A 14676-nucleotide genomic window follows, 5' to 3' on the forward strand; every position below is an offset into this window, starting at 1 on the left:
CTTAAGAAAAAAAGGAGAGATTATGAAAAAGATAACAGCGCTTATCACCCTTACCGTCGCCATGACGGTATTTTTTTTGACCGGCGCCTGTGAAGCGCAAACCGGTGTAACCGCCGATGCTATGAAGCCTATGCTGGAGAAGACAAAGTCGAGGATAAATGAGTGGTTCAGGATACTGGACAGAGAGCTGGAGAGCGCCGCCGAAAGGCTGTCTACGGCGGACTTGAGCGGGAGGGACGCGCGGAGAATATTGAAGGAACTTATGATAGGAAGGTCGTCTATTGTCGATTGCGGGATAGTCGATGAATCCGGGATCCTGATCACGGTTCAGCCTCCGGAATACAGGTCTTATGAAGGCAGAGACATCAGTAGCGAGCAGCACATCATGGCTGTGCGTGAAACAAAAAGACCTGTCATGAGCGATTCTTTTAATGCAGTCGAAGGCGTGTATTCGGTCGCATTAGAATATCCCATATTTTCAGATAAGGGCCGGTATCGCGGGTCAGTGAGTCTAATTATAAAATACGCCGCATTTTTAAATAATATATTGGAAAAGATAGTGAAAGACATGCCATGCAAGGTGTGGGTCATGCAGCCGGATGGCTTGATATTGTATGATTCTGACCCCAACCAGATAAACAGGAATGTATTTACAGACGATATGTTCAAACCGTTCCATAGCCTGATAACTTTTTCGAAAAATGTCGTTTCGGAGAAGAACGGGACTGGTTCCTACGATTTCTATTCCAAAGGATTTGAGGATAAGGCAGTCGTCAAGAAAAACGCGATATGGGACACTGTTGGACTATACGGTAATGAATGGCGTATCATTGTGATGGAGATCGAAAAATAAAACGGAGGGATGAAGATGAATAGCCGTACGCAAAGCCTTGCTTTATCCGGTATCGTGACTGTGATCTGTCTGGCTGCCGGCGGTATGGCAGATATTGTCTATGCCGATACCGCGGCCGATGTGATCGTATTAAGGGCCGAAATGGACACTATGAAGAGGCAATTTGCCATGATGAAGGATGCGAACGCCGAGCTGCAGAAGCGCGTCGCTACGCTAGAAGATAGGATCAATTTCCAGCCGCCGTCTCAACCGACTATGACCGCGGGCGCCGTTTCCGAAGTCGCATGTCCGACCAGCGAGATCGCGAAGATATCGAAGAAGACCGAGATCTCGGTGCTCGAGCAGTACAGCAAGCAGTCGGCTCTGGATGCGACGGCGATACTCCAAAAGGTTCCCGATTACATACCGAACTACTTTACCAAAGGTCTGGAATTCCACGGCTACTTCAGGAGCGGTTACGGTGTGAACGGCAAGGGCGGCATGATGCAGGCGTTCCAGGCGCCGGGCGCGCCGGCGAAATTCCGCCTCGGTAACGAGCAGGAGACATACATAGAGAGCATTCTTGTAAATAATAACTGGAACCCGGATCCGGAAGGCATAACGGTAAAGACACAGCTTCGCATGGCATACCAGACCAACCAGAACAATGTTACCTGGGATCCGATCAACGACCGCGTATACCCGGCGGAAATGTTCGGCGAGATGGGCAATATAATACCGGGCCACCCTGATATCAAGGTATGGGCTGGCGAGCGGTTTTACCGTCTGCCTGAACTCGACATAATCGATTTCTGGTGGTCCGATATGAGCGGATATGGCGGCGGTTTCAGCGATATCGACTTATTTAATAATGCGGCTAAGCTCAACATCGCCTACATCGGTTACTCGCCGAACGACGTCTCGCTTTCGACGAGCCGCGGCCGGCTTGCCAAGAACAATATCCATATCATGTTCCATGACTTCGAGGTCCCGGGCGGCGTAGGAACATTCTGGGTGAACGGCGGTTACATAAAAGGCGGCAATACTACCGATCTGACCCCGAACGTCAAATATCCGGACATGGCGGGAATAAACGTCGGGTTCATGCACTATATTCCGGGAGAGCTCAATAACAACCAGTTGGGTCTTCAGTACGGCTGCGGCGCGAACACCTCATTGTCCGCAGGCGGCAACATGCCCATGACGGACGATGACCGCAAATCGTGGCGCGTGCGCATAACCGAAATGTTCAATCGCCAGATCACGGATAAGCTGTGCGTGCAGATTGACGGCGTTTATCAGTATACCGACAGCGGAAGAGATACCAAATGCCGGGAGACGTGGATAAGCCTGGGCGCCAGGCCGATATACATGTTCAATAAACATTTCGGGCTGGAATTTGAGCCGGGCGTAGATTATATCAATAATCCGTTGAATGGTTATGACACCTGCCTCTATAAGGTCACAGGCGCTCTGCGTGTGGCGCCGGCCCCTATATGGAACAGCCGTCCCGAATTCAGGATATTCGCCACATATGCGACATGGGGCGACGATTTTAGGGGTCAAGTCGGCGGCCCCGGTTATGAAACCCAGACAGAAGGGTGGAACTACGGTATCCAGTGCGAAAACTGGTGGTAATATATCGCGGAGTCGTATAGAATATGTAAAACGGAGGGCATTATGATGAAGATGACAAGATTTTTTTGCGGAGCGGCGGTCCTTGCAGTCATGATTTCGCTTATCGTCCCGGCAGAGGCCTTTGCCGCGGCAGGAAAGAAGATGCGCATAGGCGTATCGCTTCCGACTCAGCGCGACGAGCGGTGGGTCCGCGACGCCGAAGAGATGCGCGCGGTCGCGAAGGCCGACGGCGTAGATATAAAGATGCAGGTTTGCGACAATGACGCCGCCAGGCAGATGTCCCAGTGCGAGAACCTTCTTGCCCAGGGCATAGATATCCTCATCCTGGCCCCGCATGACGCTACGAGCGCGGGCGCTATAGCCGATAATGCGCACGCGGCAGGCATAAAGGTCATATCGTATGACAGGCTTGTTATGGGGACGAATAATGTAGACCTGTATGTATCATTCGATAATTTTGCCGTAGGAAAACTGATGGGTGAATACCTGACCAGGCTCGTCCCTAAGGGCAATTACATCGTCCTGGCCGGCGCTCCTACGGATAATAACGCCAAATTATACAGGGAAGGCGCTATGGAAGCTATAAAGCCCCTGGTCGATAAGGGAGACGTCAAGATAGTGATGGACCAGTGGGTGACGGATTGGCAGCCGACGGTGGCCATGAACCTCGTGCAGAACGCGCTGACCGCAAATAATAACAAGATAGACGCGGTGCTGGCTCCTAATGACAACACGGCCGGAGGCGTAATACAGGCGCTCGCGCAGGTGGGACTGGCCGGCAAGGTCCCCGTTACCGGTCAGGACGCCGAGGATACGGCCGCCCAGCGCATCATGGCGGGAACGCAGGCGATGACGGTGTTCAAAAATACGCGGGAACAGGCGCGCGTTGCGATCGAGACGGCTATAAAGATGGTAAGAGGGGAAAAGCCCGAAACGAACTCGGTCGTTAATAATAAGAAGATGGACGTGCCTTCTATACTCTTGACGCCGGTCGTAGTCGATAAAGCCAATATAGACGAAGTCCTGATAAATAGCGGTTATATCTCGAAAGATAAGGTCTATAAAAAATAGGTTTCAAAGAAGAGAGGGTATAAAGTATGCCCGACGACAATATACTCGAGATGAGGGGTATCTCCAAGGAATTTCCAGGCGTGCGCGCCCTGGATGACGTTACGTTCAGTGTAAGGCGCGGTGAGATCCACGCCCTCGTGGGCGAGAACGGGGCAGGGAAATCGACGCTTATGAAAGTCTTAAGCGGCGTATATCCCGCGGGCGAATATTCTGGAAACATACTTATTGACGGGCGCGAGATACGTTTCAAGTCGATAAAGGACAGCGAGCGCGCGAGTGTGGCGATAATCTACCAGGAATTGGCGCTTGTAAAACAGCTCTCCATAGTCGAGAACATATATCTCGGCAACGAGATCGCTTCCAGAGGCGTGATAAACTGGGATGAATCGGTAAAAAAGGCGCAGGATTATCTTGAGCATGTCGGCCTGAAAGTGAGCCCTGTAAGCCCTGTTTCGTATCTGGGCGTTGGAGAGCAGCAGCTCGTCGCGATAGCGAAGGCGCTGTCGAAAGAGGCGAAGATCCTGGTCCTGGACGAACCGACTGCCGCGCTTTCGGGAGGGGAAGCGGAAAAGCTTCTCAATATCCTGAAGAAACTGAAGAGCGAAGGCGTTACGTGCATATATATTTCGCACCGCTTGAAAGAAGTGTTCGATATCGCCGACCGCATTACGATTCTCCGCGACGGCAAGACTATAGCTACGCGCGACAAGGCCGAACTTGACGAAAATAAACTCATTGCCCTGATGGTCGGAAGAGAGCTTACCAATGTATACCCGCGGAAACCGCATACGCCGGACGGTGTCCTCTTAGAGGTGAAGAATTGGACGGTCTACGACCCCGATATAAATAAGACGATAGCGGATGTGAACTTCAAACTATATAAGGGCGAGATCCTCGGGATGGCAGGTCTTGTAGGAGCCGGCCGCACGGAGTTCGCGATGAGCCTCTTCCATTTCTGGGGCCGTCATGTGTCGGGTGAGCTTTTCCTGGAAGGGAAAGAGATATCGCCCCGCGACGCGGGCGAAGCCATCGCCGCCGGTATGAGCCTCGCCTCCGAAGACAGGAAGCGCTACGGCCTCGTGCTCGCCGAAGACATAAAGACGAACATCTCGCTTGCGAGCCTCCATGCAATCGCTAAAAATACCGTTGTCAACGAGAATGAAGAAGTGAAATCGGCGGAAAAATATTCCAAAGAATTACATATAAAAGCGCCGTCGGTCGAACAGCAGACAGAGGCATTGAGCGGAGGCAACCAGCAGAAGGTCGTGTTGGCGAAATGGCTTATGACAAAACCAAAGGTCCTTATACTGGATGAGCCGACACGCGGCATAGACGTCGGCGCGAAGGTGGAGATATATAATATCATAAACGAGCTTGTGGACCACGGCGTTGGAGTTATCGTCATATCGTCCGAAATGAACGAGATACTGGGCATCTGCGACCGCGTGCTCGTCATGCATGAAGGCCGGTTCACGGGCGAACTTAAGATAGCGGAAGCTACCCAGGAGAAGATAATGTATCACGCTACGGGAGGTAAATAAGATATGAAGAAAGACATGCTGCAGCACTTCCGCAAATATACGATGCTCATAGCGCTTGTCGCGATATGGCTGATATTTACAGTGCTGACCGAGGGCGTATTCGTCTCTCCGAGGAACCTGTCGAACCTTTTTGTCCAGACTGTCGCTGTAGCAATCATAACCATCGGCATGACGCTCATAATAGTGACGCGCAATATCGACCTTTCCGTCGGTTCGGTGGCCGCCTTCGTGGGGGCGATCGCCGCGTTTTTACAGGTCAAGACGGGGTGGCCGACACCGCTTGCCATGACTGCGGCAATGGCGGCCGGGCTCCTCGTCGGCGTCTGGCACGGTTTCTGGGTCGCTTACCGCATGGTGCCGTCGTTCATCGTCACGCTCGCCAGCATGATGATATTCCGCGGCGCGGTCCTTGGCATTACCGGCGGCGCGACGATAGCGCCGCTTTCAGACGCATTCAGGTCGATAGGCCAGAGTTATGTCCCGCCGCACTTGAGCGTAATAATAGGCGTCTTTGCGGCGGCATGGTATCTCTTCGCCCATTATTATAAAAGGATGCTGCGCGCGCAGTATGGGTTTAAGGTAACACCTTTACTAATCGATATCGCAAAGACGGCGCTGATGATCCTGGTAGCCGCCGGATTTCTCGCCATAATGGTCCATAACAGGGGTATCCCGTATGCGGTCCTTCTCATGGTGATCCTAGCGGTAGTCTTCAACTTCATCGCGCGGCAGACGGTCTTCGGCAGGCAGCTCTACGCCATCGGCGGCAACCCGGACGCCGCGTCGCTGTCCGGAGTCAATATTAAGAAACAGATCATGATGCTCTTCGCGGTCTTCGGCGGCATTACCGCTATGTCAGGGCTGGTCCTGGCCTCGAGGCTCAACGCGGCTACGACTTCCGCGGGGCAGGGCATGGAACTCGACGTCATCGCCGCGGCAGTTATCGGCGGCACATCGCTCATGGGCGGCGAAGGCACGATCTTCGGGTCTGTCGTAGGCGCGCTCATCATGGCGAGCCTCGACAACGGCATGAGCCTCATGGACACCAATATTACATACCAGTATATAATCAAAGGCATGATCCTTCTTTTAGCCGTTTGGGTCGATATCGCCACGAGACAGAAACAGGGATAAAGAAATATATAAGTACGGGGGGAGGGAGTTTGAACCTTATAAATATAGCCTTAAGCTTTCTGGCCCCGAAGGCCCGGGCTTTTGAACGATCGACGAAGGATCCGGGGTATGCCCAGGAGCGGGTACTATTAGAATATCTTGCCCGGAACAAAGATACGGAGTACGGCAGGAAATACGGTTTTGCTAATATAGGGTCCGTTCGGCAATATCGGGCTACAGTCCCTATTATAACCTATGAGTCGATTCGTCCGCTTATCGACAGGATGGCCAAAGGCGAATCGAACATACTGACCTCCGACAAAGTGGTATTCTTCGGGATAACGAGCGGTACGACAGGACAGCCCAAGCTTATTCCCGTTACGGACTATTCGCGGAATAAGAAATCGGAGTTGATGAAGCTGTGGGCCTATTATATCAACAGGGACCATCCGCGCCTGCTTGAGGGAAAGATACTCTCGATAATAAGCCCGGAGGTGAAGAATTTTACCGAAGGCCATATACCGTACGGACCGGAAGACGGCCACGCCTATAATAATCTTCCCGCGCCCGTAAGAAGTCTTTATGTACTGCCCTATCAGTTGTTTTACATCAACGATTACGACGCCAGGTATTACGCGATATTGAGGATAGCCATGGAACAAAACGTTACCACTATAGCTACCCTGAACCCGAGCACGATAGTCCTGTTGTGCGAAAGGATACCGAAGGTGCAGGGCGATATTATAGAGGATATAAAAAATGGGACGCTGAAAAAGACCCTGGATATCCCCGCCGATATACGCGCTTCGATAGAAAAGCGGTTGAGACCGAACCCAAGAAGAGCTGATGAGCTTAAGGCCATACTTAAAAAAGAAGGAGACCTCCTGCCGAAATATTTCTGGCCTAACCTGGAACTTGTGGAGTGTTGGAAAGGAGGAACGGTAAAATTATATTTAAGGGAATTGCCGCGATACCTTGGGGATGTGCCTTTCAGGGATTTCGGATATCTTTCGACGGAGGCGCGCAGTTCCGTGCCGATGAGCGATTCGGATGAGGGGAGCGTCATGTCCGTTGATTCCAATTTTTATGAGTTCATACCCAGGGAAGAGATGTGTAAGGCCAATAAGAAGACTTTATTGTGCGACGAGCTTGAAAAGGGCGCTCAATACGTCGTCGTAGTAACGACGCCGAGCGGACTGTACCGTTATGATACCGACGACGTGATTACCGTTACCGGATTCTACAATAAGACCCCGATGGTCGCTTTTGTCCAGAAAGGCAAGAACGCTCTATCTCTTACAGGCGAGAAGATCTATGAGTGCCATATAAATGAAAGTATAAACAGGGCGGCGAATAAGCACAAACTTTCTATAGGGTTCTTCTCTTCATCGGTCCAGATGGATGATCCCCCGAGGTATATATTCCTCATGGAATTTAACCGCGACTACCCGCATAAGGAAAAAAAGGCGCTGTTAAAGTCCATAGAGGAGGAATTATGTAAAGAGAATTCTGAATATAAGGACATTAGGGAACAGCAGCTATTGGGATATCCGGCGCTGAAGGTGGTTAAGAGGGGCGAATTTGAGAAGTACCGCGCGCGGAAGATAAAAGAAGGCCGGCACGACGGACAATTCAAGATGCCGGAACTGGTCGCCGACGTCAACTTCCAGAAGAATTTTATTATTGAAGAAGAGATAAAAGCGGAATAAGGAGACTTTCAAATGCGGCGCTATTTAACGGTTTTTGTTTTATTTCTTGCGGCCGCAACGGTGTGTGCCCAGGATAATATAGAAAAAAAATATGATGAAAAATCCGGGGGATCCACTACCAAGACCACGATAAGGCCGGGTATGGAAATTAAAAAAATAGGCGGCCTTAACATGGTCGTTCCAGAGGGAACTCAAATTTACAGGAAAGGCGCCCAGCTAATGATAGAGAGCCCGGAAGATTACTCGGCGCGCAATATTAAAGAGATGAAGACGCGTGTGGAAAATCTGGAGAAAGAACAGGCCGGGATGAAGGATGATATCGAAACCCTGAAGAAGGCATTGGAGGCATCCGGTCGAAGATCTGATAACAGCATATAAATATCCGGAATTTGACTTTTTAAATAAAATCGTTATACTTATAGGAAAAACAGGGAGGGCTGTGATGAAAAAGTGCGTCATATTTGTTATTGCTTTTGCTTTATTGGTTTACGCGGATTCTTATGCGCAAGGCCAAGGTCGCGATAGAGATAATAATCCGCCCGGTCCGCGGGGCGGCCCTGGAACGAATTGGGAAAATCCTCCGGGCCCCAAAGGTGGGCCGGGAGCCGGTCCTGATCAGAGGCAGCGCGGCGGCGCTCCTGCGACAGCGGGCGGTACTCAAACAGCTGTGACTGTGTCCCCGGTCGGTGTAGTAGACAGTGGGTTGGAAGAAAAAGCGGTTGTCAGTGAATCGTGGGAGCGGAAAGCCGATACAAATGGGGATGGGGTAGTGGATCAGGTTGAGGTTGACCAGTGGCGAAAGGCCCGTTCGGATAGAGACAATAATCCTCCTGGTCCGCGGGGCGGCCCGGGAACGAATTGGGAGAATCCTCCGGGTCCACAGGGCGGTTCCGGGGCAGGACCTGACAGGAGACAGCAGATTGATAGAGATAATAATCCTCCAGGTCCGAGAGGCGGCAAGGGAACGAACTGGGAGAATCCTCCGGGTCCCAAAGGAGGGCGCGGGGCGAGCCCGGACCGGAAACGCTGATTTTTTTACGAGGCCAAATTGCTTAAATCATTTTTTATTTTTACATTAGCGTTGTTATGCGGTCTTGTCATGGTTCCGGGCGGCGAATGCCAATATGCGGCTGCCCCCGGCGCGGATACGGATGAAGACCGGAATACGGTTACCATAGAAGGACAGATAAGCTCGATAGATTGGGTGGGAGGGGTTATCACGGTAAGGTGGCTGCAGTATGATCCCTATATAAAATATGACGAGATTACTCTTTCTGTGCCGCGGGATATAAAAATAATGAAAGCCAGCCAGCCGGCGGGATTCAACGAATTAAGCCAATTTGACCATGTTACGGTTAAATATCGCAAGGACAAATCTGTCAGTCTCCCCAGGGCTGTAAGCATCACCGTTACGAACGCGATCGATATAGCCCCGACTTATAACAGGTGAGGGCTGAAGAGAGACGGGCGCGGGTCAGAAGAGGCGGTCGATATTCAGGTTCGCGTCTTTTGCCGCCTCGGTCAGTTTCTTTATCCGTTCTTTTGCCGCGCCGCGGTCCCTTTCGTTAATTATTATAAGCGCGTTGATCGCGGGAATGTCGCTGTTATTGTAGTCGCTGAAAAATTCATCCAGTTCCTGCACAAGGTTTTCAGGCTCATACTTCGGCAGCTTTGCCAGCAATTTGCTCCTCTGGTTTTCCGACATCTCCTGCGCCATAAGAGCTTCATACAGGCCTCTTATATAAGCGATTTTTTGCGCGTTGGCAAATTGGTCTTCCGGTTTTGTCTGGGATTTCAGATCCAGGGACTTTCCGGACAGTATCGGCCACGAATCATCGTCGGCGTAAGTAATGCCTTTCGCCTGGGCTATGTCCGAGACAGGGCATGCCAGGATGACGGCAACCAGCGATCCGCGTATCCACTTTAATACGGTAAATTTTTTCACATTTCACCTCTCTTCCTTTCAGGACAAAATTATACCATCTTTTCTTCCGCGCTTCCAGTCTTTAATGTTATATTAATGTTATATACGCTTGCCAAATATATATTAATATGATACACTTTATATTAGATATATAGTTGTTACCATAATTATAATAGTTGCGATATTTTCCATATAACCAGAGAAAACCCGGCAGATTATGGAAGCACGCCTCATATCCGCTAAAGACCTGATGAAAAAGTATAATGTGACGTATCAGACGTTGAACCATTATACGAACTTCGGCCTATTGGATGTAGTTACTAAGAGCGGCAACGCCAGGATGTTCGACGAGGCCTATGCGGCGGAGAGGCTGCGGCAGATAGCTAAGATGAAAGAGCTCGGCTATCCGTTGAGGCTGATACGCAAGACGCTCCTCGAAAATAAGGAGCCGCGGCTTCTATGAGCTATTATAAGATTCTGGGATTGGAGAGGGAGCCGTTTTCCACAAGTCCGGACCCGGAATTTTTTTACCAATCGAAAGAACACACATCCGCGCTATACCGCCTGCGCATTGCCATCGAATTGAAACGGGGCTTGAGTCTTATCCTGGGGGATGTCGGCACGGGAAAGACGACCCTGTCCAGAAAATTATCCCAGCTTCTCGCCTCCGAGCCAAACCTGGAGATGGCGATGATATTGAACCCGGTTTACGAATCCGAAAAACAATTCCTTGCCGACCTCATCGAAAGGTTCCATATCGCGCCGAACATTCCCAATGCCGGTGAAGAAGCCACCGTGTTGGACTACATGAAGGCGATCGAGAAGTATCTCTTCGAAACGTGCCTCGAAAAAAATAAGACCGTAGTCCTCCTGATAGACGAATCGCAGAAGCTGATCGACCCGTGTCTCGAGATATTGCGGTCGCTCCTTAACTACGAGACCAATGAATATAAAACTCTCCAGCTTATTATTATGGGACAGATAGAGCTTTTGCCGCGCGTAAGCCGGATCAGGAATCTCTGGGACAGGATCGCGCTGAAGTATGTCTTGAATCCTCTGGATGAGGATGAGGTCGCGGAATTGATACGTTTCCGCCTCGCGCATGCCGGATATATTTCGCGCTATCCTCTATTCAGCGACAGCGCGATAAGCGCCATATATAATTACACGCAGGGTTATCCGCGCAAGATCGCGATGATATGCCACGACGCGCTGGAATACCTGGTGATGCATAAAAAAGAGATGGTCGATAAGGGGATTATCCAGGAATTAATTGAGAAAGAAGTGAAGGCTGTGTCAGGTGTCAGGTATCAGGTATCATGATACCTCGCACATGACGCATGATACATAATACATGACACCAGATAATGTTTCACCGGAGGAGAGGCTTTTCAAGGTCATACAGGACCAGAAGAATGCCCCTGTTCTTAAACCGGAAAGCGCCGCGGAGGAGAAGCGGCCGGGAGACGCGGGGACTGTAAGGCGGTTCTTTGCCGGCGTGACAGTTGGGAGATTTTTAAAAGAGCTGCGGTATAGGATGAGGATGCCGGCCCTGGCCGGCCATATCCATGAAATACAGATAGGCACGGTCAATAAGGCGCTTGTCGGCGTCGCCGCTCTCATGGCTCTCGCGGAGATATACTGTATTTTATTCGGCGGTCCGGACATCGCGAAGATAACGAAGGCGCTTTCCGATGCCGAGATCCAGGATTCGCGCGAACCGCGCAAGATAGAGGCCCTTAAGCCCGTAAGTTACTATATAGACCAGGTAAAAAAGAAGAGCATGTTCTTTTCGGCGAAAACGGCAGATAAAGGCCCTGTTAATCTGGCCTCCCAGGTTTCCAGGCTGAATGACGCCGCCAAGGATATCAAATTGAAAGGGATCTCCTGGGGGAAAGTCCCCAAGGCGATAATAAAGAATGAAAAAGAAGACAAGGTCTATTTCCTGGGCGAAGAACAGGCCATAGGCTCTACAGGAATAGAGGTCAGGACGATATTGAAGCGAAAGGTCATCATAGGTTCCGGCGACGAGGAGATGGAATTGCAATGAGCGAGTTAGCGGGTAAGCGGGTTAGCGGGTGAGGGGGTTTGTGGGTGAGGGGGTTTGCGGGTGAGGGGGTTAGTGGGTGAGCGGGTTAGTGGGTGAGCGGGTGAGGGGGTGAGTGGGTGAGTGGGTTTGTGGGTTTGCGGGTGAGGGGGTTAGTGGGTGAGCGGGTTAATGGGTTAGGGACGGGGAAGCGGGGGCTTATCTATCCTTATCTATCCTTATCCATCCTTATCATTTCCCTATTCTGTACCCTGTCCCCTGCACTCTGTCCCCTGGCTTTCGCGCAGTTGGATTATTCAGTCCAGCGCGAATCGATCGCGGAATGCGGATTTCCCGGAATGAAGACCAAGATATCCCTCGATATACGCGACATGGATATGGTCAGTTTCCTCAAATTCATCGCGATCGAAGGCGACCTCAACATAGTGGCGAGTAAACTTGTTACGGGGCCGGTCAACCTGCTGATAAACGACGTTACGATAGGCGACGCGCTCGAGATCGTCCTGTCGATGAACAAGTTCGCCTATGAAATAAGGGGCAATGTAATAAAGATAATGGCGAATGAGGAATATAAATCGATGTATGGCGTGGAATTTTACGACAAACGCCAGACGTTCACATATCAGTTGAGATACGCTTCCGTAAAAAACGTGGCGACGATGCTCGGCAATATCAAAAGCGAGATCGGCAAGATAGTGTACGACGAATCGACCGGCACGATCGTCCTGATCGATACTCCCGAAAAGATAAAAGAGATGCAGGATGTAATCAAACAGCAGGAAATGCCGACGATTACAAGGATAATGCCTACCCAGACGAAGGTCTTCGAGCTTCAGTACGCCAAGGTCGACGACATTAAGGGTGAGGTCTCGAAGATCCTTACGACGGATATAGGCATGATGCGCACGGACATGAGGACCAATACCCTGGTCGTTACCGACCTGCCGTATAAGATCGATTCGGTGCGGACGGTGGTGAAGGCTTTTGACAGGAAGACGAGGGAGGTCTTCATAGAGGCGAAGATCGTGGAGGTTACCCTGGGCGATAAGTTCCAGTGGGGCGTCGATTGGGAGCGCGCGTTCAAGCTTGCCTGCAACGGGGCGCGTTATACGCTCACTCCCGAGATCAGCCTGCCGCTTGCTTTGACGGAGACCTACAGCAAGCTGTCGTTCGCGACGCTTAAAGGAGCTAACATAAACGCCGTGATCGAGATGCTGGGTACGGTCACCGAGACAAAAATATTGTCAAACCCCCACCTTACCGTCCAGGAGGGTAAGGAGGCGTCAATTAAGGTGATTGAAAAACAGCCGTATCAGGAAGAGACGACGACGACCGCGTCCGGCGGGACGACGACGTCGTCAAAGACCTACCAGTGGGTCGATGTCGGCGTTACGCTTAATGTTACCCCCTCGATCAACAAGGACGGTTTTATCTGTCTCCTTATTAAGCCCGAAGTCAGCTCCATATCGACATGGTACGGCGGAGAGGCGCAGTCGGCCGGAGCGGTGCCGGTCGTGAAGAGCGCGAACGCCGCCACAACGGTAACGATAAAAGACGGAGTTACGGTACTTATAGCCGGACTGATTAAGGATAACAAAACCAAGACGGTTAATAAGGTCCCGCTTCTTGGCGATATTCCAATTATTAAAAAGGCATTCGAAAAGGTCAGCGATGAGATTATAAGGACAGAGACGATAATTTTCCTGACTCCCCGGATCGTAGGAGGAGACAAGCCGTTCCTGATGGAGTCCGACATGCCGAAGGAGATTAAAGGGGTGAGGAAGTGAGAGGAATATAATATGATAAAACGACTGCGCGTCCTTTTAATTATTGTTTTTGTGTTCCTGGCTTACGGCCTCGCGACTCCCGGCTTTGTCGCGGCTGCCGGCCCCGGCGGGGAATCCGCTTCCGCCGTCGAACTAAAAAAGAAGGATGCGGACATTCGCGCGCTCAAAGACATTATTGCGAAGCTGAAAGCCTCCGAAGAGAAACTGAAAACCTCCGAGGGAAAACTCCGCGATACCGTCGGTGCGAGCGAAGCGAAGCAATCCCAAACCGTCAAAGATTTTGAAGCGAGACTCTCCGCGTCCGAGGCGAAGCTGAAAGCCTCCGAAGAGAAACTGAAAACCTCCGAGGGAAAACTCCGCGATACCGTCATCGCGAGCGAAGCGAAGCAATCTCAAACCGTCAAAGACTTTGAAGCGAAACTCGCCGCCTCCGATGCGAAGCTCGCCGCGAAGGAAAAAGAGATCGCTTCGTCGGCCTCCGGCCTCCTCGCGATGACGGAGAAACTGAAAGCCTCCGAGGGAAAACTCCGCGATACCGTCATTGCGAGCGAAGCGAAGCAATCTCAAGCCGTCAAAGACTTTGAAGCGAAACTCGCCGCCTCCGAAGCGAAGCTCGCCGCGAAGGAAAAAGAGATCGCTTCGTCGGCCTCCGGCCTCCTCGCGATGACAGGGAAGCTGAAGGACGCCGAAGAGAAGCTGAAAGCCGTCGAGGGGAAACTCCGCGATACCGTCATTGCGAGCGAAGCGAAGCAATCTCAAACCGTCAAAGACTTTGAAGCGAAACTCTCCGCGTCCGAGGCGAAACTTGCCGCGAAGGAAACAGAGATCGCTTCGTCGGCCTCCGGCCTCCTCGCGATGACAGGGAAGCTGAAGGACGCCGAAGAGAAGCTGAAAGCCTCCGAGGGAAAACTCCGCGATACCGTCATCGCGAGCGAAGCGAAGCAATCTCAAACCGTCAAAGACTTTGAAGCGAAACTCGCCGCCTCCGATGCGAAGCTCGCCGCGAAGGAAAAA

The 14676-nt window shown here is 51.3% G+C and carries 14 protein-coding genes and 1 pseudogene; 14 read left to right on the forward strand and 1 reads right to left on the reverse strand.

What is annotated here, in order from left to right; all coding sequences use genetic code 11:
* The first annotated feature begins 22 nt into the window (after positions 1 to 22).
* From WC592_03290 to WC592_03330, 9 genes and pseudogenes are all read left to right on the forward strand, one after another.
* On the forward strand, positions 23 to 853 hold the full coding sequence (locus WC592_03290) for a cache domain-containing protein (protein ID MFA4981476.1): 831 nt from the start codon (positions 23 to 25) through the stop codon (positions 851 to 853).
* Between the two features lie 9 nt (positions 854 to 862).
* Positions 863 to 2470: a carbohydrate porin gene (locus WC592_03295; protein ID MFA4981477.1), complete on the forward strand. Its 1608-nt coding sequence runs from the start codon at positions 863 to 865 to the stop codon at positions 2468 to 2470.
* Positions 2471 to 2512: 42 nt separating this feature from the next.
* Positions 2513 to 3541 carry a substrate-binding domain-containing protein gene (locus WC592_03300; protein ID MFA4981478.1) on the forward strand — a complete coding sequence of 343 codons (1029 nt, stop codon included), beginning with the start codon at positions 2513 to 2515 and terminating at the stop codon, positions 3539 to 3541.
* A gap of 26 nt (positions 3542 to 3567) precedes the next feature.
* On the forward strand, positions 3568 to 5082 hold the full coding sequence (locus tag WC592_03305) for an ATP-binding cassette domain-containing protein (protein ID MFA4981479.1): 1515 nt from the start codon (positions 3568 to 3570) through the stop codon (positions 5080 to 5082).
* A 3-nt stretch (positions 5083 to 5085) separates the two neighbouring features.
* Entirely contained in the window at positions 5086 to 6216 is a 1131-nt protein-coding gene (locus tag WC592_03310; protein MFA4981480.1) for a sugar ABC transporter permease, read from the forward strand.
* 29 nt (positions 6217 to 6245) lie between these two features.
* Positions 6246 to 7904, forward strand: a complete 1659-nt coding sequence (locus WC592_03315) for a GH3 auxin-responsive promoter family protein (protein MFA4981481.1) — start codon at positions 6246 to 6248, stop codon at positions 7902 to 7904.
* A 12-nt stretch (positions 7905 to 7916) separates the two neighbouring features.
* Positions 7917 to 8282 (forward strand): hypothetical protein, encoded by a 366-nt coding sequence (locus WC592_03320; protein MFA4981482.1) that lies wholly within the window; start codon positions 7917 to 7919, stop codon positions 8280 to 8282.
* A 433-nt stretch (positions 8283 to 8715) separates the two neighbouring features.
* Positions 8716 to 8934: pseudogene (locus tag WC592_03325) on the forward strand (hypothetical protein).
* 18 nt (positions 8935 to 8952) lie between these two features.
* The gene (locus tag WC592_03330; GenBank protein ID MFA4981483.1) at positions 8953 to 9354 is read left to right on the forward strand and encodes a hypothetical protein; all 402 of its coding nucleotides are present in this window, start codon (positions 8953 to 8955) and stop codon (positions 9352 to 9354) included.
* Between the two features lie 24 nt (positions 9355 to 9378).
* Here the strand turns inward: WC592_03330 and WC592_03335 are convergent, their stop codons facing one another.
* Entirely contained in the window at positions 9379 to 9849 is a 471-nt protein-coding gene (locus tag WC592_03335) for a hypothetical protein (GenBank protein ID MFA4981484.1), read from the reverse strand.
* Between the two features lie 196 nt (positions 9850 to 10045).
* Here WC592_03335 and WC592_03340 point away from each other — a divergent pair, with 196 nt between their 5' ends.
* The 5 genes from WC592_03340 to WC592_03360 form a co-directional block, all read left to right on the forward strand.
* Complete coding sequence (locus tag WC592_03340) at positions 10046 to 10291, forward strand: MerR family transcriptional regulator (protein MFA4981485.1); 246 nt, start codon at positions 10046 to 10048, stop codon at positions 10289 to 10291.
* Positions 10288 to 11151 carry an AAA family ATPase gene (locus tag WC592_03345; protein ID MFA4981486.1) on the forward strand — a complete coding sequence of 288 codons (864 nt, stop codon included), beginning with the start codon at positions 10288 to 10290 and terminating at the stop codon, positions 11149 to 11151. Before WC592_03340 ends, WC592_03345 begins: the two co-directional genes overlap by 4 nt.
* A gap of 31 nt (positions 11152 to 11182) precedes the next feature.
* Positions 11183 to 11878, forward strand: a complete 696-nt coding sequence (locus WC592_03350) for a hypothetical protein (GenBank protein ID MFA4981487.1) — start codon at positions 11183 to 11185, stop codon at positions 11876 to 11878.
* Positions 11879 to 12213: 335 nt separating this feature from the next.
* Positions 12214 to 13662: a secretin N-terminal domain-containing protein gene (locus WC592_03355; GenBank protein MFA4981488.1), complete on the forward strand. Its 1449-nt coding sequence runs from the start codon at positions 12214 to 12216 to the stop codon at positions 13660 to 13662.
* Between the two features lie 12 nt (positions 13663 to 13674).
* On the forward strand, positions 13675 to 14676 hold a 1002-nt coding region (locus tag WC592_03360; protein ID MFA4981489.1), incomplete at its 3' end, for a hypothetical protein.

The sequence above is a fragment of the Candidatus Omnitrophota bacterium genome (assembly GCA_041648975.1).
In the GTDB taxonomy this organism is placed as follows: domain Bacteria; phylum Omnitrophota; class Gorgyraeia; order 2-01-FULL-45-10; family 2-01-FULL-45-10; genus JAQUSE01.

Excerpts from the sequence above, each read along its gene's own strand:
- WC592_03290 (MFA4981476.1), top strand. The coding sequence starts at position 23 with ATGAAAAAGATAACAGCGCTTATCACCCTTACCGTCGCCATGACGGTA.
- WC592_03295 (MFA4981477.1), top strand. The coding sequence starts at position 863 with ATGAAGATGAATAGCCGTACGCAAAGCCTTGCTTTATCCGGTATCGTG.
- WC592_03300 (MFA4981478.1), top strand. The coding sequence starts at position 2,513 with ATGATGAAGATGACAAGATTTTTTTGCGGAGCGGCGGTCCTTGCAGTC.
- WC592_03305 (MFA4981479.1), top strand. The coding sequence starts at position 3,568 with ATGCCCGACGACAATATACTCGAGATGAGGGGTATCTCCAAGGAATTT.
- WC592_03310 (MFA4981480.1), top strand. The coding sequence starts at position 5,086 with ATGAAGAAAGACATGCTGCAGCACTTCCGCAAATATACGATGCTCATA.
- WC592_03320 (MFA4981482.1), top strand. The coding sequence starts at position 7,917 with ATGCGGCGCTATTTAACGGTTTTTGTTTTATTTCTTGCGGCCGCAACG.
- WC592_03340 (MFA4981485.1), top strand. The coding sequence starts at position 10,046 with ATGGAAGCACGCCTCATATCCGCTAAAGACCTGATGAAAAAGTATAAT.
- WC592_03345 (MFA4981486.1), top strand. The coding sequence starts at position 10,288 with ATGAGCTATTATAAGATTCTGGGATTGGAGAGGGAGCCGTTTTCCACA.
- WC592_03350 (MFA4981487.1), top strand. The coding sequence starts at position 11,183 with ATGACACCAGATAATGTTTCACCGGAGGAGAGGCTTTTCAAGGTCATA.
- WC592_03355 (MFA4981488.1), top strand. The coding sequence starts at position 12,214 with ATGAAGACCAAGATATCCCTCGATATACGCGACATGGATATGGTCAGT.